Consider the following 18960-nt stretch of genomic DNA (forward strand, 5'->3'; position numbering starts at 1 on the left):
TATCCGGTGGATCGTAAGGCTGCTCCGCTTAAGTGAACAGCATTACGGCAGATGCCGGGCTTTTTCATGCCCTGCCGACCAGACCGTCCGCCCATCGCTGTACGCTTTCGTTCGACCTCCGTACAATGCGGGGTCATTTCATACACTCAGGCAATCGACACGGCTCCCCATGCGCACCAGTCACTATTTGCTCGCCACCCAGAAAGAAACCCCGGCAGACGCCGTCGTCATCAGCCACCAGCTCATGCTGCGCGCCGGCATGATCCGCAAGCTGGCTTCGGGTCTGTACACCTGGCTGCCGATGGGCCTGCGGGTGATGCGCAAGGTCGAGCAGGTGGTGCGCGAGGAAATGAATGCCGCCGGTGCTCTCGAAGTGCTGATGCCGAGCATCCAGCCCGCCGAGCTGTGGCAGGAGTCGGGTCGCTGGGAGCAGTACGGCCCGGAGCTGCTGCGCCTCAAGGACCGTCACGACCGTGATTTCTGCGTGGGCCCGACCCACGAGGAAGTGATCACCGACCTGGCACGCAACGAGCTGTCGAGCTACAAGCAACTGCCGCTGAACATGTACCAGATCCAGACCAAGTTCCGTGACGAGATCCGTCCGCGCTTCGGCCTGATGCGAGGCCGCGAGTTCATCATGAAGGACGCCTACTCGTTCCACGCGGACCAGGCCAGCCTTCAGGACACCTACGACCGCATGCACCAGGCGTACACCAACGTGTTCACCCGTCTGGGTCTGGACTTCCGCCCCGTCCAAGCCGACACCGGCTCCATCGGCGGCAGCTACTCCCACGAGTTCCACGTGCTGGCCTCTTCCGGTGAAGACGACGTGATCTTCAGCGACAGCTCGGATTACGCCGCCAACATCGAGAAGGCCGAGGCCATTCCGCGGGAAACCGTGCGCCCTGCGCCCACCGAGGAGCTGCGGCTGGTCGATACGCCGAACGCCAAGACCATCGCCCAGCTGGTGGAAAACTTCGGGCTGCCGATCGAGAAGACCGTCAAGACTCTGATCGTGCGCGGCAGCGAAGAAGGCAAGCTGATCGCCCTGGTGGTACGTGGCGATCACGAGCTCAACGAAGTCAAGGCCGCCAAGCTCGAACAGGTGGCCGACCCGCTGGTCATGGCCAGCGATGCCGAGCTGCGTGACGCGATCGGCGCGGGCGCAGGCTCCCTGGGCCCGCTGAACCTGCCCCTGGAGTGCGTCATCGACCGTTCGGTCGCCCTGATGAGCGACTTCGGCATCGGCGCCAACATCGACGACAAGCACTACTTCGGCGTGAACTGGGAGCGTGACCTGCCCGTGCCGCAAGTCGCCGACCTGCGCAACGTCGTCGAAGGCGACCCGAGCCCGGACGGCCAAGGCACCCTGGTGATCAAGCGCGGCATCGAAGTCGGGCACATCTTCCAGCTCGGCACCAAGTACAGCGAGGCCCTCAAGTGCCAGGTGCTGGGCGAGAACGGCAAGCCCGTGGTGCTGTCCATGGGCTGCTACGGGATCGGCGTATCGCGCGTGGTCGCTGCTGCCATCGAGCAGAGCCATGACGACAAGGGCATCATCTGGAATGATGCACTGGCGCCCTTCCAGATCGCACTGGTGCCTCTGCGCTACGAGACCGACGCCGTGCGTGAAGCCACCGACAAACTCTATGCCGAACTGACTGCGGCCGGCTTCGAAGTGCTGCTGGACGACCGTGACAAGAAGACCAGCCCTGGCATCAAGTTCGCCGACATGGAACTGATCGGTATTCCGCACCGCATCGTCGTCAGCGATCGCGGCCTGGCCGAGGGCAACCTGGAATACAAGCACCGCACCGAACAGGACGCCCAGCCTCTGCCGCTGAACGAGGTACTGAGCTTCCTGCAGGCCCGCATCCGCCGCTGACCACAGTGTACGAGTGAACATGTCCAAGCGAAGTACCACGACCCTGGGGGGCGCCGCGCTGTGCGGTGCCCTGCTGCTCGGCGGCTGCGCCAACCCGATGTCCCAGCGCAGCGATCACGAGGAGCGTGTCGAGCGCAAGCTGCTCGAACACAGTCTGCAGATCGACGTCGGCGAGCCCAAGGTGATGGAATTGCCGCAGCGGCGCGTTCGCGTGAACGAACAGCGGCGCTTCGAGGTGACCGAGTTCGAAGTGACCCGCCGCTACGATCGCTACACGCCCTACCAGCCCTGGCGGGAGCTCTATGAGATTCCACTGGGCGCGGTGGCAGTGGTGGCTGGAATCGGCGCCAACGTGGTCAACGTGCTGACCTTCGACAGCCTGCCCGAGAGCGTCACCCACGATTGGTTGAGCTACGGTCTGGCCGGTATCAACCCGTTCATGAACGTGCAGTCCAACGGCCGTGCCCAGCAGAACCTGGCTGGAATCAGCGAGGTGCAGAAGGACCAGCGCGAGGAATTCACGCGCCTGCCCTGGAGCGAGCGACTGGTCGAGGTCAAGGCTGGCAACAAGACCCACGAGCTGACCACCGACCGCAACGGTGTGCTGCGCCTGAACCTGCTCGACAGCCCCTTCGCCGAGCAGAACCTCGACCGGGTCGGCACGCTGCACCTGGCGGTGGTCGATGAAGACAACGGCATTCGTGGCGACGCCAGCCTGCTGGTCGGCGCGAGCCTGCGCAACAAGCTGGTCGAGGCCCGCGAGTTGATCTTCGACGATCTCGAGGACGATGACGTCGGGCAGTGGGTTCACCGGGTCAAGCGCCTGTCCGAGCTGGGCCTGGAAGAGGAAGCCAGCGAGCTGGAGCAAAGCCTGGTCGAACTGACCCGCAACGATCCTGAGTTGCAGCAGGAATTTCTCAAGGCCCTGACCAAGGAAACCGGCCGACTGGTCGCCGACCCTGGCGTTCGCTGAGCCACCCACCAATGTCGCTGGAGTGAAGGTGGCAGTGCCCGGCCGAAGGGCACTGTCCAGCCTCGGTCAGCCCAGTCACTGGACCGGGAACAGCTCCAGTTGCTCCAGAGCTCCGCGCAGATCGCGCAATCTCACGCCCACGCCCAGCAACCTCACCGGCTTGCCGCCCCGAGCGAAGGCCTGACTGAGCAGTTGCCGATAGCTCTCGAGATCCCTCCCCGCCCCCGCCTGCTCCAGCGTGGTCTGGCTGAAATCATGGAACTTGACCTTGACGAAGGGCTTGTCCGGTTTGTAGCTGCTGTCCATCCGCGCAATGCGCTCATTGAGGCTTTCGAGCAGCTCCGGCAATTTCGCCAGGCAGCTGGCGAGGTCTGGCAGATCGTTGTCGTAGGTGTTCTCGACGCTGACCGACTGGCGTCGACTGTCGGGTTGCACGATGCGCTCGTCTATACCATGTGCCAGCCCCCACAGCCGCTCTCCGAAGCTGCCGAATTCGCGCACCAGGCTCAGCCGGGACCACCCACGCAGGGTCTGACAGGTATCGATGCCCAGCCGCGACAGCTTGTCGGCCGTGACCTTGCCCACACCATGCAGGCGTGCGACGGGCAATGCGGCGACGAAGGCCTCGACCTGTTCGGGCCTGATGACGAACAAGCCATTGGGCTTGCGCCAGTCGCTGGCGATCTTGGCGAGGAACTTGTTCGGTGCGACGCCCGCGGACACGGTGATGTGCAGGGTCTGCGAGACGCGGCGGCGGATGTCTTCGGCAATGCGCGTGGCGCTGCCGGAAAACCATTGGCTGTCGGTGACATCCAGGTAGGCTTCGTCGAGGGACAACGGCTCGATCTGATCGGTGTAGTCACGAAAGATCGTATGGATTTCCCGTGAGGCTTCGCGGTAGGCCTCGAAGCGGGGCTTGACGATCTCCAGGTCGGGACACAACTTGACCGCGTGGCCCGATGACATGGCCGACCGCACTCCATAGGCTCTTGCCTCATAGTTGCAGGTGGCGATGACACCACGCTGCCCCGGCTGACCGCCCACGGCCATGGGCCGCCCGGCCAAACGCGGATCGTCACGCATCTCGATGGCTGCATAAAAGCAGTCGCAGTCGATGTGGATGATCTTGCGTGATGACATGGATGGCAGCTACCACTGTAAATTCATACAGACATTACAGCACGCCTTTACTGTCGCGTCAGCTCTCACGCGACTGTTAGGGCTATGACCCTTCGGCACCACGACTCGAGCAGCTCTACGCCGCATCCACCACCACTGCCGCTAGCCACCGCTAACAGTTTGAACAAAAAAGGTTTTTTTGAAATAAAAGCTTGACTCCCCCAGGGATCTGCGTAGAATTCGTTTCCACAGGCGCGGGATGGAGCAGCCTGGTAGCTCGTCGGGCTCATAACCCGAAGGTCGTCGGTTCAAATCCGGCTCCCGCAACCAGATTCGAGAAAAGGCCACTGTTCACACAGTGGCCTTTTTCTTTGCCTGAAAAAAATCGTCGAAGAATCAATGATTAACCCTTGACACCAGCGCAGCAATGCGTAGAATGCGCACCACTGACGCGGGATGGAGCAGCCTGGTAGCTCGTCGGGCTCATAACCCGAAGGTCGTCGGTTCAAATCCGGCTCCCGCAACCATATTCGTCAGAACAGGCCCCGCCTATCCCAGGATAGAGCGGGGTTTGTTGCGTTTGGCGTTCGAAAAATGCCTTGTCTTGCGTATCCTGTACCCCTCGCCACCTCAATGAACTAACTTTAACTAACTTGAAACGGATAAAGCTGCTCCAGCCGGGGTAGTATCCGGACACGTTTTCCAAAGGGACTTTCACTTGGCCGTACGTCTCCCCTGCCTCGCGCTGAGCGCTCGAGGTGCCTCATGACCTCCAGCACTCCAGACTCCCAGGCCCCGATCACCGCCGCCCTGCCCGCTGCCGCGCAACGCCTGCCCTGGCTCGAACGCCTGAGCAAGTACAGGCAGCCGCTCGGGTTGGCCGTCACCCTGCTGCTGTTCGCCATGGCCTTGATCGCCTGCCGTCACCTGCTCAGTGAACTGGACATCTACGCGCTGCACGATGCCATGCTGAGTGTGCCGGCCCATTCATTGATCGGTGCGCTGCTGGCCACGGTGGCGGGCTTCGTGATCCTGCTGGGGTACGAGTGGTCGGCCGCTCGCTATGCCGGCGTCAAGCTCCCTGCGCGCATCATGGTGCTGGGTGGTTTCAGCGCCTTCGCCATCGGCAATGCCATCGGTCTGTCGATGCTGTCCGGCGGTTCGGTGCGCTACCGTCTGTACGCTCGCGAAGGTGTCGGGGCGGGTGAAGTGGCGCGCATGACCGTCTTCGCCAGCCTGTCGCTGGGGTGCGCACTGCCACCGCTGGCGGCGCTGGCCACCCTGAGCGACCTGGACGCAGCCTCCACGGCGCTGCGCCTGCCGCCGCTGTTGCTGGGCAGCATCGCCACGGCCGTGCTGCTGGCCAGCGCGGTGCTAGCGATCGGCCTTTACCGTCGCCGTGCCGCGGAACAGCCACTGGCCGACAACCTGCTGGTGCAGGTAGGACGACGAACCTTGCGCCTGCCGGGCGCGCGCCTCACGGGCCTGCAACTGCTGATCACCGCATTGGATGTCGCTGCAGCGGCCACGGTGCTGTACCTGCTGCTGCCCGAGGCCCCGCCGTTCGGCGCGTTCATCCTGGTCTACCTGCTGGCCCTGGCGGCCGGTGTGCTCAGCCACGTACCGGGTGGCGTCGGGGTGTTCGAGGCCATTCTGCTGGCCGCGTTCGCCAATCAGTTGGGGGCCGCGCCGCTTGCTGCTGCCCTGCTGCTGTATCGCCTGATCTATGTGGTGCTGCCCCTGCTGGTGGCCTGCGTCCTGCTGCTGGTCAACGAAGCGCGCCGCCTGCTGTTCACGCAACACGCGATCCGAGCCGCCTCAGGTCTGGCGGCGCCGGTACTGGCCATTCTGGTGTTCCTCTCCGGCGTAGTGCTGCTGTTCTCCGGGGTCACGCCTGAAATCGACGGGCGCCTGGAGCACATGGGTTTTCTCATCCCCCATCGACTGATCGACGCCTCGCACTTCGGCGCCAGCCTGATCGGCGTACTGTGCCTGCTGCTGGCCCAGGGCCTGCGTCGGCGCCTGTCTGCCGCCTGGTTGCTGACCACCGTACTGCTGCTGATCGGTGCCGTGCTGTCACTGCTCAAGGGCTTCGACTGGGAAGAGGCCACGCTGATGCTCTTCACCATGGCCCTGCTCGCGCTGTTCCGCCGCTCGTTCTACCGTCCCAGCCGCCTGCTGGAGCTGCCGTTTTCCCCCATCTACCTGGTGGCCAGCGCCTGTGTGGTCGGTGCCTCGATCTGGCTGCTGCTGTTCGCCTATCAGGATGTGCCCTACAACAACAAACTGTGGTGGCAATTCACCCTCGATGCCGACGCCCCGCGCGGCCTGCGCGCGGCACTGGGCAGCGCCGTGCTGCTGGTGATCGTGGCCCTGACCTGGCTGTTGCGTACCGCGCGCCCGGTGATCCACCTGCCGACCGAGGACGAACTGCTGCGGGCCAACCGCATCCTGCTGGCCTCCGATCAACCCGACGGCGGGCTGGCGCTGACCGGCGACAAGGCGCTGCTGTTCCACCCCAACGACAACGCGTTCCTCATGTACGCGCGTCGCGGCCGCAGCCTGGTGGCCTTGTACGACCCGATCGGCCCGGCCCAGGAACGCGCCGAGATGATCTGGCAGTTCCGCGACCTGTGCGATCTGCACCATGCCCGTCCGGTGTTCTATCAGGTTCGCGCAGAGAACCTGCCGTTCTACATGGACATCGGCCTGACCGCCATCAAGCTGGGTGAAGAGGCGCGTGTGGACCTGCGCCGCTTCGACCTGGAGGCAAAAGGCAAGGAAATGAAAGACCTGCGTTACACCTGGAACCGCGGTGGTCGCGACGGCCTGACGCTGGAGGTGCACGAGCCTGGCCAGGCACCACTGGAGGAACTGCGTGAGATCTCCAACGCCTGGCTGTCGGGCAAGAACGTGCGCGAGAAAGGCTTCTCCCTGGGTCGCTTCAGCTCGGAGTACCTCAAGCATTTCCGCATCGCGCTGATCCGCTTCCAGGGTCGCCCGGTAGCGTTCGCCAACCTGCTGGAAACCCACAGCAACGAACTGGCCAGCCTGGACCTGATGCGTGCGCATCCCGAAGCGCCAAAGCTGACCATGGAATTCATGATGCTGGGGCTGATCCTGCACTACAAGAGCCACGACTACGCACGGTTCAGCCTGGGCATGGTGCCACTGTCCGGGCTGCAGCCGCGTCGCGGCGCCCCGCTGACCCAGCGCCTGGGCTCGATGGTGTTCCGTCGTGGCGAGCAGCTCTATAACTTCCAAGGCCTGCGTCGCTTCAAGGACAAGTTCCAGCCGGACTGGGAACCCCGTTACATGGCAGTGCCGGCCGGGCTTGATCCCCTGGTCGCTCTGGCCGATACCGCCGCCCTGATTGCCGGCGGCTTGACTGGATTGGTGAAACGCTGATGATTCGACGTTACTGGCTGTACCTGCTGGTTCCGCTACTGCTGGCCGCACTGGCAGGTGGGGTGGCTTTCTGGATGTGGACCCGGCCGGCGCCCGATGCCCGGGTCGAGCACCTCACCCTCGACGATGGCAGCGCCCTCACCCGCGTCACCCCCGGCGTACGCGCCAAGACCCTGGTCGCGGTCGGCGTGCCCCACGACCAGGCCCTGACCGACAAACAGTTGCTGGACCTCAGCCAGGCCGGTGAAGCCCAGCTGGTGCAGGTGATCCTGCCTGCTGACGACTGCGCCAAGCAGCAAGTCGCCCTGGACCAGGCCATGGCCAAGCTGTCGGGCAAGCCTGGCCTGGTGGCCGGCATCGGCCCTGGTGCATCCCAGGCCTGGCGCTGGCTCGCCGAGCAGCGTGACGACAAGGCCCGAGCCATTTCCGTGGACTTCAAGCTGGAGCAACCCGGCTGCCAGGCGGCACTGCCCAAGTCCGCCGCCCACGGCCACTGGAGCGTGGCCTGGAACGACAACCCCGACGACGCCAGTGCGGGTTTCGTCCGTGATCAGCGCAATGCCGAAACCAGCATCAGCGATTACGACATCCATCTGCCACAGGTGCTCAAGGCCCAGTTGACCCAGGCCCTGGTGGGTCGCGAAGGCAATGCGCTGGCCATCCCGGTGGTCGAAGTGCCGGCGGGCCAGACCACCGACACCGTCACCCTGTTCCTCTCGGGCGATGGTGGCTGGCGCGACCTGGACCGCGACGTGGCTGGCGAAATGGCCAAGCTTGGCTATCCGGTGGTAGGTATCGACACCCTGCGCTACTACTGGCAGCACAAGACACCCGAACAGAGCGCGATCGACCTGTCCGAACTGATGCAGCACTATCGTCAGAAATGGGGCACCAAGCGCTTCGTGCTCACCGGCTATTCGTTCGGTGCCGATGTGTTGCCGGCCATCTACAACCGCCTGCCGCAATCAGATCAGAAACGCATCGATGCGGTGATTCTGCTGGCCTTCGCGCGCAGCGGCAGCTTCGAGATCGAGGTCGAGGGCTGGCTGGGCAAGGAAGGCCAGGAAGCGCCGACCGGCCAGGAAATGGCCAAGCTGCCACCTGCCAAGGTAGTGTGCATCTATGGCGAGGAAGAAACGGACGAAAGCGGCTGCACCGACAAGACCGCCGTGGGCGAGCGCCTGAAGCTACCGGGCGGGCACCACTTCGACGAGAACTATCCGGCATTGGCCAAGCGCATGATCGATGAGATCGAGACCCGTCAGGGCAAGTCCAGCGTCGCCGAGCAGCCGTGAAGCGCCACCGCTGTCATTGCACACCATGAACAAGGGGCCGCAATAGCGGCCCCTTTGCATTTCGGGACGCCGCATCGCCGGCGCCCCTCTGGACTGACTCGGGCACCTCAGATCTCGACCTGAGTACCCAGCTCGATCACCCGGTTCAGTGGCAGTTTGAAGAAGCGCAGGTTGCCGTTGGCGTTCTTCAGCAGGAACGCGAACAGGTTGCTGCGCCAACGGGACATGCCCTCCAGGCGCGAGGCGATCACGGTCTCGCGGCTGAGGAAGTAGGTGGTGCGCATGGGGCTGAAGTCCAACGCCTCGAGGTGGCACAAACGCAGCGCCGAGGGTACGTCCGGTTCATCCATGAAACCGAAGTGCAGCAGCACGCGGAAGAAGCCGTCGCCGTACGCCTCGACCTCGAACCGTTCGGACTCCGGTACGCGCGGACGGTCTTCGCTGACGACGGTCAGCAGCACCACCTGACTGTGCAGCACCTGGTTGTGCAGCATGTTGTGCAGCAGCGCATGGGGCACGGCATCGGGCCGCGCGGTGAGGAACACGGCGGTGCCTTCGACCCGGTGCGGCGGTTGGACGCGGATGCTGCCGATGAACACCGGCAAGGGCAGCCCCCCTTCGTCGATGCGCTCGACGAGTATCTGCTTGCCGCGTTTCCAGGTACTCATCAGCACGAACAGCACGATACCGGCCAGCACCGGGAAGGCGCCACCCTGGACGATCTTCGGTACGTTGGCCGCGAAGAACAGCCCGTCCACCAGCAGGAAACCCACCAGCAAGGGCACGGCCAGCAGCGGCGGCCACTTCCAGAGCAGCAGCATCACCGCCGAGACCAGAATGGTGGTCATCAGCATGGTACCGGTCACGGCGACGCCGTAGGCCGCCGCCAGTGCGCCGGAGGATTCGAAACCGATCACCAGCAGGACCACGCCGATCATCAGTGTCCAGTTCACCGCGCCGATGTAGATCTGCCCCTGCTCGTCGCTGGAGGTGTGCTGGACCTGCATGCGTGGCACATAGCCCAGCTGGATGGCCTGGCGCGTCAGCGAGAAGGCGCCGGAAATCACCGCCTGCGAGGCGATCACCGTGGCCAGGGTCGACAATGCCACCAGCGGCAGCAGCGCCCAGCTGGGCGCCAGCAGGTAGAACGGATTGCGCGCCGCCTCCGGGTTCTGCAGCAGCATGGCGCCCTGGCCGAAATAATTGAGCACCAGCGCCGGCAGCACCAGGGCGAACCAGGCGCGGGCGATGGGCTTGCGACCAAAGTGGCCCATATCGGCATACAGCGCCTCGGCGCCGGTCAGGGCGAGCACCACCGCGCCGAGAATCGCCACGCCCATGCCTGGATGCACGATGAAGAAGTGCAGCGCCCAGCCTGGATTGAAGGCCTTGAGCACCTCGGGACTCTGCTGGATGCCATGCACCCCGAGGACTGCGAGCACCAGGAACCAGACCACCATGATCGGCCCGAAGGCCTTGCCGATCTTCTCGGTGCCGTGCTTCTGCACGAGAAACAGCGCCACCAGCACCACCAGCGAGATCGGCACGACCCAATGGTCGATTCCGTCGAACGCCAGCCCCATGCCCTCGACCGCCGAAAGCACGGAGACCGCCGGCGTGATCATGCTGTCCCCATAGAACAGCGAGGCACCGACCAGCCCGCAACCGACCATCAGCATGCGCAGCCGTGGATGCTGCGCCGTGGCGCGGCGGGCCAGCGCGGTGAGCGCCATGGTGCCGCCCTCGCCCTGGTTGTCGGCACGCAGGATGAACATGACGTACTTGAACGACACCACCCACAACAGCGACCAGAGGATGAGCGACAGGATGCCCAACACTCCGTCATGGTCCACCTGAACCCCGTAACCGCCGGTGAAGACCTCCTTAAGGGTGTACAGCGGACTGGTGCCGATATCGCCATAGACCACCCCCACGGCTGCCACCAGCAGGCCCAGCGGACGCGCCGCCCCCTGCCCGCCTTCGGCGTGACTGCTTGCCTGAACCATCGACCACTCCCGCAGACGACCCCATCGGGCCGATTGTATTCGCACCGGGCGCCATGCCTGCAGCGCCCGAACCGCCGTCGATCTCCAGCCAGGGCTGATACGCGGAGCCGACGGCGCGAAGCATAGCGCAGCGCTCGTCGCTTTTGTGCTGGTCAAGCGACTTCGCGCTCGCTAGAATTGCGCACTTTTTGATCAGAGGCGCCGAAAGCGTCCGCCTGGATCGCTCCGCCAGCAGCTGGAGCGACCTGTTCCGATACCGAGGTTAGCCATGTCCATCACCCCCGCCACGCCGAAGGTCGGCTTCGTTTCCCTGGGTTGCCCCAAGGCCCTGGTCGACTCCGAGCGCATCCTGACCCAGCTGCGCATGGAAGGCTATGAAGTCGTCCCGACCTACGAAGACGCCGACGTGGTGGTGGTCAATACCTGTGGTTTCATCGACAGTGCCAAGGCCGAGTCGCTCGAGGTGATTGGCGAGGCAATCAAGGAGAACGGCAAGGTCATCGTCACCGGCTGCATGGGCGTCGAGGAAGGCAACATCCGCGACGTGCACCCCAGCGTGCTGTCGGTCACCGGGCCCCAGCAATACGAGCAGGTGGTCAACGCCGTCCACGAGGTGGTACCGCCACGCCAGGACCACAACCCGCTCATCGACCTGGTGCCGCCGCAGGGGGTCAAGCTCACCCCGCGGCACTACGCCTACCTGAAGATTTCCGAAGGCTGCAACCACAGCTGCAGCTTCTGCATCATCCCTTCGATGCGCGGCAAGCTGGTCAGCCGACCGGTCGGTGAAGTGCTGAGCGAGGCCGAGCGCCTGGTCAAGGCCGGTGTGAAGGAGATTCTGGTGATCTCCCAGGACACCAGCGCCTACGGCGTGGACGTCAGGTACAAGACCGATTTCTGGAACGGTCGCCCGGTCAAGACCCGCATGCTGGAACTGTGCGAGGCCTTGAGCAGCCTGGGCGTGTGGGTACGTCTGCATTATGTTTATCCGTATCCCAACGTCGACGACGTGATCCCGCTGATGGCCGCCGGCAAGCTCCTGCCGTACCTGGACATTCCGTTCCAGCACGCCAGCCCCAAGGTGCTCAAGTCGATGAAGCGGCCGGCGTTCGAAGACCGTACCCTGGCGCGCATCAAGCAGTGGCGCGAGCAGTGCCCGGAGCTGGTGATTCGCTCGACCTTCATCGTCGGCTTCCCGGGCGAAACCGAAGAGGATTTCCAGTACCTGCTCGACTGGTTGACCGAAGCCCAGCTGGACCGCGTCGGGTGCTTCCAGTACTCGCCCGTGGAAGGCGCGCCAGCCAACCACCTGGGCCTGGAGGAAGTGCCGGACGACGTCAAGCAGTCCCGCTGGGATCGCTTCATGGCCCATCAGCAAGCCATCAGCAGTGCCCGCCTGCAGTTGCGTATCGGCAAGGAGATCGAAGTGCTGATCGACGAGGTCGAGGAGCAGGGGTCGGTCGGGCGCAGCTTCTTCGACGCACCGGAGATCGACGGCAGCGTGTTCATCGATGGTGACCATGGCTTCAAGCCCGGTGACAAAGTACGTTGCCGTATCGTCGATGCGGACGAATACGACATGTGGGCCGAGCCGATCTGACAGGCTCGGCGCCCGCCTGGGCCCATGACCGGAGCGGGCATCCTCGATGCCGCTCTGCTCTGACTGCCCTGGCTTGCTCTATGATGACCGCTGGCTAACCCGCGGATCCCACATGACCTCGTCGCTGACCCTGGACACTCCGCACTACGCCGACTACCCCGAGCTGGCACAGGTCTGGGAGAGTGCCGTGCGGGCCACCCACGATTTCCTGCCAGAGCCGTACATCCTGCTGCTACGTGACCACGTGCTCGGCCGTTACCTGGATGCGGTGATGCTGGTGTGCTGCCGTGAGGCCTGCGGCCGTATCCTGGGATTCGTCGGGGTCGCCGGTGGGCGGGTCGACATGCTCTTCGTCGGCGCCGAGCATCGCGGACAGGGCGTGGGCCGCAAGCTCCTGCGCCATGCCATCGAGGTGCTGGGCGCCGACCGTCTGGACGTCAACGAGCAGAACGCGCAAGCCTTGGGTTTCTACCGGCACGAGGGCTTCGAGATCACCGGACGCTGCGAGACCGATGGCCTGGGCCAGCCGTATCCCTTGCTGCATCTGCAGCTGCGCGACACTCATCGGTAGGACCGTGCCGGGTCGTTCGCGAGAAATGCCCGAGCCTGTGCAGATTGCCCGCCGCCCTGCGGCAGGGACAGGTACAATGGACGTTTTTCCTGCCTTGCGAATACCTGCTCATGTCTGAACCCGTCCGCCTCTCCAAACGCCTGATCGAACAGCTCGGCTGCTCCCGCCGCGAGGCCGAGCAGTACATCGAGGGAGGCTGGGTCACGGTCGACGGCATGGTGGTCGAACAGCCCCAGTTCAGGGTCCAGAGCCAGCGTGTGGAACTGCTGGCCGGTGCCCGCGCCGAAGCCCTGGAGCCGGTCACCCTGCTGCTCAACCAACCGGCGTCGCTGGACGCTGAAGCTGCCCGCGCCAGCCTGAGCATGAGCACCCTCAGCGAAACCCACCGCGACGGCGTGAAACCCCTGCATGGGCATTTCGCTCGACTGAACTGCGTGGCTGCGCTGGAACCCGGTGCCAGTGGCCTGCAGATCTTCACCCAGGACTGGAGGGTCACGCGCAAGGTCGAGGCCGACCTGCGTCGGCTCGAGCAGGAGTACATCATCGAAGTGCGCGGCCAGACCACGCCCCAGGCGCTCGAGCGCCTGGCCCGCGGCGCCACCCGTAACGACCGGGAACTGCCCCGTGCCAAGGCCAGCTGGCAGAACGAAACCCACCTGCGCCTGGCGTTGAAGAACCCGCAACCTGGGCAGATCAGCGAAATATGCGCCTACCTGCGGCTGGAGATGCTCGGCCTGCGGCGCATCCGTATCGGTGGCGTGTCGATGGGCAAGCTCGCGCTCGGGCAATGGCGTTACGTGGCTGGCAGCGAACGCTTCTAAGCGATACCGCTGCGCTCAACGGCGCAGCCTAGAACAGGATTCCCTACACATGATCCACAACGATGTCCTGCGCAGCCTGCGCTACATGCTCAAGATCAACGACGTCAAGATGGCCGAGATCATCGCCCTGTCCGGTCTGGAGGTGAACCCGCTGGTGCTGGCCAGCTATATCAGGAAGGAAGACGAAGCCGGATTCGTACGCTGCCCGGAGCGGGTCATGGCGCACTTTCTCGACGGCCTGGTGATCCACCGCCGCGGCAAGGACGACAGTCGCACGCCCCAGCCGGTGGAACTGCCGGTAAGCAACAACACGGTCCTGAAGAAATTGCGGGTGGCGTTCGAGCTCAAGGAAGAAGACCTGCACGCGATCCTCAAGTCGGTCGACTTCCCCGTTTCCAAGCCCGAGCTGAGCGCGCTATTCCGCAAGGTCGGACATGACAACTACCGTCCTTGTGGTGATCAGCTGCTGCGCAACTTCCTCAAGGGTCTGACCCTTCGCGTGCATGGCTGAGTCGATCATGCACCACAGCGTCACGCCAGTGGGAATCGTTCACTCCTGCTTCAAGGAGAAGTTCGCCATCCCTCGCCAACCGCGCCTGGCGCCGGCCGCCCGTGGCGTGCTCGAACTCCTGCCCCCGTTCGATCAAGGCGAAGCGGTGCAAGGGCTGGAACAGGTGAGCCATGTCTGGCTGCTGTTTCTGTTCCATCACGCCCTCGAGGACAAACCGCGATTGAAAGTGCGCCCACCGCGCCTGGGGGGCAACCGGAGCATGGGCGTGTTCGCCACCCGCGCCACCCACCGCCCCAACGGCATAGGCCAATCGGTGGTGCGCCTGGACGGCATCGAACCCGGCCGCCTGCTGCTGTCGGGCATCGATCTGCTCGACGGTACGCCGGTGCTCGACATCAAGCCGTACGTGCCCTACGCCGACAGCATCGCCGAAGCCCGCAACGCCATGGCCGACGCGGCACCCGCCGCCATCGCAGTGCACTGGAGCGATGCCGCGCGACTCCAGGCTCAGACGCATGCCCAGCGGATCCAGGAGCCGCTCGTGGCCCTCATCGAGCAGTGCTTGTCACAGGATCCAAGGCCGGCGTACCAAGTGCCCCCGCCTGAGCGCGTGTACGGTGTGAAGCTGTGGGATGTGCAGGTACGCTGGCGCTACCCTCAGCCGCATTTCATCGAGGTACTGGAAGTGGTGCCGGCCGCCTGAGCGTAGCGCTCGGGCATAAAAAAACGCAGGCCGTGGCCTGCGTTTTCGTGTGTGTCGGTCGCCTTACTTCTCGACGAATGCACGCTCGATCAGGTAGTCGCCCGGCTCACGCATCCGCGCCGACACCTTCAGACCGAAGCTGTCCAGCACTTCACTGGTTTCGTCGAGCATGCTCGGGCTGCCGCAGATCATCGCCCGATCGTCTTGCGGGTTGATCGGCGGCAAGCCGATGTCGGAGAACAGCTTGCCACTGCGCATCAGGTCGGTCAGGCGTCCCTGGTTCTCGAAGGGCTCGCGGGTCACCGTGGGGTAGTAGATCAGTTTCTCGCGAACGGCTTCACCGAAGAATTCGTTCTGCGGCAGGTGCTCGGTGATGAACTCACGGTAGGCCACTTCGTTCACGTAGCGCACGCCGTGCACCAGGATGACCTTTTCGAAACGCTCGTAGGTTTCCGGGTCCTGGATGACGCTCATGAACGGGGCAAGGCCTGTGCCGGTGCTGAGCAGGTACAGGTGCTTGCCCGGATTGAGGTCGTCCAGCACCAGTGTCCCGGTGGGCTTCTTGCTGATGATGATCTCGTCGCCTTCCTTCAGGTGCTGCAACTGCGAGGTCAACGGGCCATCGGGCACCTTGATGCTGAAGAACTCCAGGTGCTCTTCCCAGTTCGGCGAGGCGATGGAGTAAGCGCGCATGAGCGGACGGCCGCCTTCCTGCTGCAGGCCGATCATCACGAACTGACCGTTCTCGAAGCGCAGGCCCGGATCACGGGTGCACTTGAAGCTGAACAGGGTGTCGTTCCAGTGGTGCACACTGAGGACACGTTCGTGGTTCATGTTGCTCATCGAGTGGGGCTCCTGAAGAAAAACGCGGCGCGCACGGGCGCACAATTGCGCGATAGTTTAGGGGCAGCGAGAATATCTGTTAACTTAATTATCAAGATATGTGTTATCGGTTATATAGATATGCGATTCACCCTTCGTCAGCTCCAGGTCTTCGTCGCCGTCGCTCAGCACCAGAGCGTGTCACGGGCCGCCCATGTGCTGGCCCTTTCGCAGTCGGCAGCCAGTACCTCGATCACCGAGCTGGAGCGTCAGTCCAGTTGCCAGTTGTTCGATCGCGCCGGCAAGCGCCTGAGCCTCAACGCCCTGGGCCATCAACTGCTGCCGCAAGCCGTGGCGCTGCTCGACCAGGCCAAGGAAATCGAGGACCTGCTCAATGGCAAATCCGGCTTCGGGTCGCTGGCGGTCGGCGCCACTCTCACGATTGGCAACTACCTGGCAACCCTGCTCATCGGCAGTTTCATGCAGGTCCATCCCGAAAGTCAGGTGAAGCTGCACGTGCAGAACACGGCCCACATCGTGCAACAGGTCGCGCACTACGAAATTGATCTGGGCCTGATCGAAGGCGATTGCAACCATCCCGACCTGGAGGTTCAGCCCTGGGTCGAGGATGAGCTAGTGGTGTTCTGTGCCCCACAGCACCCCTTGGCAAACATCGGCAGGGCCGACATCGATGCACTGTCCCAGGAGGCGTGGATCCTGCGCGAACAGGGTTCTGGCACCCGCCTGACCTTCGACCAGGCCATGCGTCATCACCGTGCCAACCTGAACATCCGTCTGGAGCTCGAACACACCGAGGCGATCAAGCGCGCAGTGGAGTCGGGGTTGGGGATCGGCTGCATCTCTCGCCTGGCGCTGCGTGATGCGTTCCGGCGTGGCAGCCTGGTGGCGGTGGAAACCACGGAACTGGACCTGCTGCGCCAGTTCTATTTCATCTGGCACAAACAGAAGTACCAGACCTCGGCGATGCGCGAGTTCCTCGATCTGTGTCGCAGCTTCACCGCCGGCGTGCGACGCAGCGACGAGATCGTGCTGCCGTCCATCGCCTGACCCTCAGCCCAGCAGGATCACGCCCCACACCAGCGCCACCATGCTCAAGGCGACGAACTGGGCGGCGCTGCCCATGTCCTTGGCATTCTTGGACAGCGGGTGACGCTCCAGGGAAATACGATCGATGGCCGCCTCCACCGCCGAGTTGAGCAGCTCGACGATCAGCCCGAGCAGACACACCGCAATGAGGATGGCGCGCTCGGCTCGGCTCACGGGCAGCCAGAAGGCGGCGGGAATCAACAGCAGGTTCAGCAGCACCAACTGGCGAAAAGCGGCCTCGCCCCTGAAGGCGGCCCGCAGGCCATCGAACGAATAGCCGGCGGCATTGAAGATGCGTTTGAGGCCGGTCTGGCCCTTGAATGGCGACATGGGGTGTACCTGAGAAAAGCTGGCAGGCTAGTGCACGCCGGGTCAAAAAAGCGTGAAGTCGGCCGTCTCAGCTCGCAGAAACGGATTCGAGTTGTTGCAACAGCAAGGCGGCCTGGGTTCGGGTGCGAACCCCCAGCTTGCGGAAAATCGCCGTGACGTGCGCCTTGATGGTCGCTTCCGAGACACTGAGCTCGTAGGCGATCTGTTTGTTCAGCAGGCCTTCGCAGACCATCGTCAGCACACGGAACTGCTGGGGCGTGAGGCTGGCCAGCCCTTCGCTGGCGGCTTTGGCCTCGGCCGAGACATCAACCTTGTCGAACGCCTGGGGCGGCCACCACACTTCGCCATCGAGCACCTTGTGCACGGCATCCTGGATGGTTTCCAAGGGGCTGGATTTGGGAATGAAACCGCTGGCACCGAACTCCCGCGATTTCACCACCACGGCCGCCTCTTCCTGGGCGGACACCATCACTACCGGTATTTGCGGGTATTGCCCACGCAGCAGCACCAGCCCGGAAAAACCGTAGGCCCCCGGCATGTTCAGGTCGAGCAACACCAGGTCCCAGTCGGCTTTTTCGCTGAGACGGGTTTCCAGCTCGGCGATGCTGGCGACCTCCACCAGCCGGACATCTGGCCCGAGCCCCAAGGTCACGGCCTGGCGCAGCGCGCTGCGAAACAGCGGATGGTCATCGGCAATCAGGATTTCGTAGCTAGCCATCGATCCAGGAGTCCTGTTCTGTACCAGGCAGGGCGGGCGGCGAAGCCGATGCCTGGTGGGCAACGCGAAACGCTGGCGACGGCGTCGCCTGCGGCGAGGATGCGACACGGCCGGCAAGGGCGCAGGCGTCATGGCCGAATCGGCGCCAAGGATGCCGAGCACTGTCCGGGTGGTCAAGCCAATTGCCCTGCGGTCAACGGCTCGCTCCCTGCCGGACAGTATGAACCTGTCCGCCGGGTCTGCACCTTCGACTATAGAAAGGGCTGCAGCCGCCGATGCGCTTCATCTTGTACGTCCAGCGCCCAATGTCGCTTGCCACTGAGGTAGTGCAGGCTGAACACATCCAGGTAGGCATCCAGCGCCTGAGACGCGCGATGGTCGCCTGCCAGATCCAGGCACATGGCTGCTACTTCCGCGGTGCAGAAATGGTCGTCGCGCTTGGAACGTCGCAAGCGGTAGCGCGACATCTGCTCGGCTTGCAGGCTCAGCACCGGGAAGCGATCCAGGTATGGGCTCTTGCGGAACATCTTGCGCGCTTCGGTCCACGTGGCGTCCAGCAGTATGAACAGCGGTCGCTTGCCGGGCGTGCTGGCGACCTCCGTGACCACTCGCTGCGGCGCGACGAACTCCCCCGGGAACACGATATAAGGTTGCCAGCGAGGATCGTCCAGCAACGCCAACAGGCGTGAGTCGACGTCCGTGCGTTGCCAGCCAAACGCCCAGGTCTCTGCGATCAGGTCGGCGATCAACCATCCGGTATTGGTGGGCTTCAACGGCTCGGTATCATGCATCACCAGGCACATGGCGGACTCGGCCTGGACACGCGGCTTCCAGTCACACAGGCAATGACTGGCGATCACCCGGCAATCGGGGCAGCGATCGGCGCGTGAGCCGCGGGCGATGAAGGGCTTGTTGCTGCGCGCCAGTCGTTCGGCGCGCAAACGGGCTACGGCATGACTCATGGCTGCATGCCTGAAAACGGAAGATGAGCAAACACGGAGCGACTCGGGTCAGGCAAAGCCGAAGTTTACCAGAGCACGATCAGGTTTGCCGTGCAGGACACCTTCCTGCTCCCCTATACTTCCAGCCCT

16 protein-coding genes and 2 tRNA genes are annotated in these 18960 nt (G+C 63.8%); 12 read left to right on the top strand and 6 right to left on the bottom strand.

Annotated features, from left to right (window positions below; all coding sequences use genetic code 11):
• The first annotated feature begins 169 nt into the window (after window positions 1–169).
• A complete protein-coding gene (locus tag IAE34_RS20340) occupies window positions 170–1885 on the top strand; it encodes a proline--tRNA ligase (protein WP_200140748.1) in 1716 nt (571 codons plus the stop codon).
• A 19-nt stretch (window positions 1886–1904) separates the two neighbouring features.
• On the top strand, window positions 1905–2858 hold the full coding sequence (locus tag IAE34_RS20345) for a hypothetical protein (RefSeq protein ID WP_200140749.1): 954 nt from the start codon (window positions 1905–1907) through the stop codon (window positions 2856–2858).
• Between the two features lie 75 nt (window positions 2859–2933).
• Here IAE34_RS20345 and dinB read toward each other — a convergent pair whose 3' ends face one another.
• Entirely contained in the window at window positions 2934–3998 is a 1065-nt protein-coding gene (gene dinB / locus IAE34_RS20350; protein WP_200140750.1) for a DNA polymerase IV, read from the bottom strand.
• 232 nt (window positions 3999–4230) lie between these two features.
• Between dinB and IAE34_RS20355 the strand changes: the two genes are divergently transcribed.
• The 4 genes from IAE34_RS20355 to IAE34_RS20370 all read left to right on the top strand — a co-directional run bounded on the left by IAE34_RS20355 (window position 4231) and on the right by IAE34_RS20370 (window position 8680).
• A tRNA-Met gene (locus IAE34_RS20355) sits at window positions 4231–4307 on the top strand.
• A 120-nt stretch (window positions 4308–4427) separates the two neighbouring features.
• A tRNA-Met gene (locus tag IAE34_RS20360) sits at window positions 4428–4504 on the top strand.
• 238 nt (window positions 4505–4742) lie between these two features.
• Window positions 4743–7385, top strand: coding sequence for a bifunctional lysylphosphatidylglycerol flippase/synthetase MprF (gene mprF / locus IAE34_RS20365; protein ID WP_200140751.1), 2643 nt, complete (start codon window positions 4743–4745; stop codon window positions 7383–7385).
• Entirely contained in the window at window positions 7385–8680 is a 1296-nt protein-coding gene (locus IAE34_RS20370; protein WP_200140752.1) for a virulence factor family protein, read from the top strand. The genes mprF and IAE34_RS20370 overlap by 1 nt, the downstream gene beginning before the upstream one ends.
• 107 nt (window positions 8681–8787) lie before the next feature.
• Here IAE34_RS20370 and IAE34_RS20375 read toward each other — a convergent pair whose 3' ends face one another.
• Complete coding sequence (locus IAE34_RS20375) at window positions 8788–10686, bottom strand: potassium transporter Kup (RefSeq protein WP_200140753.1); 1899 nt, start codon at window positions 10684–10686, stop codon at window positions 8788–8790.
• Window positions 10687–10960: 274 nt separating this feature from the next.
• On the opposite strand from IAE34_RS20375, the gene rimO reads away from it, so the two are divergent.
• The 5 genes from rimO to tsaA all read left to right on the top strand — a co-directional run bounded on the left by rimO (window position 10961) and on the right by tsaA (window position 14892).
• Window positions 10961–12286 (top strand): 30S ribosomal protein S12 methylthiotransferase RimO, encoded by a 1326-nt coding sequence (rimO, locus tag IAE34_RS20380; RefSeq protein ID WP_200140836.1) that lies wholly within the window; start codon window positions 10961–10963, stop codon window positions 12284–12286.
• A 112-nt stretch (window positions 12287–12398) separates the two neighbouring features.
• Window positions 12399–12857, top strand: a complete 459-nt coding sequence (locus tag IAE34_RS20385) for a GNAT family N-acetyltransferase (protein ID WP_200140754.1) — start codon at window positions 12399–12401, stop codon at window positions 12855–12857.
• 110 nt (window positions 12858–12967) lie between these two features.
• Window positions 12968–13678 carry an rRNA pseudouridine synthase gene (locus tag IAE34_RS20390; protein WP_200140755.1) on the top strand — a complete coding sequence of 237 codons (711 nt, stop codon included), beginning with the start codon at window positions 12968–12970 and terminating at the stop codon, window positions 13676–13678.
• A gap of 49 nt (window positions 13679–13727) precedes the next feature.
• Entirely contained in the window at window positions 13728–14189 is a 462-nt protein-coding gene (locus IAE34_RS20395) for a DUF1456 family protein (RefSeq protein ID WP_200140756.1), read from the top strand.
• A gap of 7 nt (window positions 14190–14196) precedes the next feature.
• Complete coding sequence (gene tsaA, locus IAE34_RS20400; RefSeq protein WP_200140757.1) at window positions 14197–14892, top strand: tRNA (N6-threonylcarbamoyladenosine(37)-N6)-methyltransferase TrmO; 696 nt, start codon at window positions 14197–14199, stop codon at window positions 14890–14892.
• Between the two features lie 63 nt (window positions 14893–14955).
• Here the strand turns inward: tsaA and fpr are convergent, their stop codons facing one another.
• The gene (fpr, locus tag IAE34_RS20405) at window positions 14956–15735 is read right to left on the bottom strand and encodes a ferredoxin-NADP reductase (protein ID WP_200140758.1); all 780 of its coding nucleotides are present in this window, start codon (window positions 15733–15735) and stop codon (window positions 14956–14958) included.
• Between the two features lie 120 nt (window positions 15736–15855).
• Between fpr and finR the strand changes: the two genes are divergently transcribed.
• Window positions 15856–16782, top strand: a complete 927-nt coding sequence (finR, locus tag IAE34_RS20410; protein ID WP_200140759.1) for a LysR family transcriptional regulator FinR — start codon at window positions 15856–15858, stop codon at window positions 16780–16782.
• A gap of 3 nt (window positions 16783–16785) precedes the next feature.
• On the opposite strand, the gene IAE34_RS20415 is transcribed toward finR, so the two are convergent.
• From IAE34_RS20415 to IAE34_RS20425, 3 genes are all read right to left on the bottom strand, one after another.
• Window positions 16786–17151 (bottom strand): diacylglycerol kinase, encoded by a 366-nt coding sequence (locus IAE34_RS20415; RefSeq protein ID WP_200140760.1) that lies wholly within the window; start codon window positions 17149–17151, stop codon window positions 16786–16788.
• Window positions 17152–17218: 67 nt separating this feature from the next.
• The gene (gene erdR, locus IAE34_RS20420; RefSeq protein WP_200140761.1) at window positions 17219–17869 is read right to left on the bottom strand and encodes a response regulator transcription factor ErdR; all 651 of its coding nucleotides are present in this window, start codon (window positions 17867–17869) and stop codon (window positions 17219–17221) included.
• Between the two features lie 251 nt (window positions 17870–18120).
• A complete protein-coding gene (locus tag IAE34_RS20425; protein ID WP_200140762.1) occupies window positions 18121–18831 on the bottom strand; it encodes a tRNA-uridine aminocarboxypropyltransferase in 711 nt (236 codons plus the stop codon).
• Between the last annotated feature and the right edge of the window lie 129 nt (window positions 18832–18960).

The sequence above is a fragment of the Pseudomonas sp. S30 genome, from assembly GCF_016518545.1.
Taxonomy (GTDB): domain Bacteria; phylum Pseudomonadota; class Gammaproteobacteria; order Pseudomonadales; family Pseudomonadaceae; genus Aquipseudomonas.

What these genes read in the sequence shown, in the direction of transcription:
- IAE34_RS20340 (WP_200140748.1), top strand. Translation starts at nt 170, where the DNA reads ATGCGCACCAGTCACTATTTGCTCGCCACCCAGAAAGAAACCCCGGCA.
- IAE34_RS20345 (WP_200140749.1), top strand. Translation starts at nt 1,905, where the DNA reads ATGTCCAAGCGAAGTACCACGACCCTGGGGGGCGCCGCGCTGTGCGGT.
- dinB (WP_200140750.1), bottom strand. Translation starts at nt 3,998, where the DNA reads ATGTCATCACGCAAGATCATCCACATCGACTGCGACTGCTTTTATGCA.
- mprF (WP_200140751.1), top strand. Translation starts at nt 4,743, where the DNA reads ATGACCTCCAGCACTCCAGACTCCCAGGCCCCGATCACCGCCGCCCTG.
- IAE34_RS20370 (WP_200140752.1), top strand. Translation starts at nt 7,385, where the DNA reads ATGATTCGACGTTACTGGCTGTACCTGCTGGTTCCGCTACTGCTGGCC.
- IAE34_RS20375 (WP_200140753.1), bottom strand. Translation starts at nt 10,686, where the DNA reads ATGGTTCAGGCAAGCAGTCACGCCGAAGGCGGGCAGGGGGCGGCGCGT.
- IAE34_RS20385 (WP_200140754.1), top strand. Translation starts at nt 12,399, where the DNA reads ATGACCTCGTCGCTGACCCTGGACACTCCGCACTACGCCGACTACCCC.
- IAE34_RS20390 (WP_200140755.1), top strand. Translation starts at nt 12,968, where the DNA reads ATGTCTGAACCCGTCCGCCTCTCCAAACGCCTGATCGAACAGCTCGGC.
- IAE34_RS20395 (WP_200140756.1), top strand. Translation starts at nt 13,728, where the DNA reads ATGATCCACAACGATGTCCTGCGCAGCCTGCGCTACATGCTCAAGATC.
- tsaA (WP_200140757.1), top strand. Translation starts at nt 14,197, where the DNA reads ATGCACCACAGCGTCACGCCAGTGGGAATCGTTCACTCCTGCTTCAAG.
- fpr (WP_200140758.1), bottom strand. Translation starts at nt 15,735, where the DNA reads ATGAGCAACATGAACCACGAACGTGTCCTCAGTGTGCACCACTGGAAC.
- finR (WP_200140759.1), top strand. Translation starts at nt 15,856, where the DNA reads ATGCGATTCACCCTTCGTCAGCTCCAGGTCTTCGTCGCCGTCGCTCAG.
- IAE34_RS20415 (WP_200140760.1), bottom strand. Translation starts at nt 17,151, where the DNA reads ATGTCGCCATTCAAGGGCCAGACCGGCCTCAAACGCATCTTCAATGCC.
- erdR (WP_200140761.1), bottom strand. Translation starts at nt 17,869, where the DNA reads ATGGCTAGCTACGAAATCCTGATTGCCGATGACCATCCGCTGTTTCGC.
- IAE34_RS20425 (WP_200140762.1), bottom strand. Translation starts at nt 18,831, where the DNA reads ATGAGTCATGCCGTAGCCCGTTTGCGCGCCGAACGACTGGCGCGCAGC.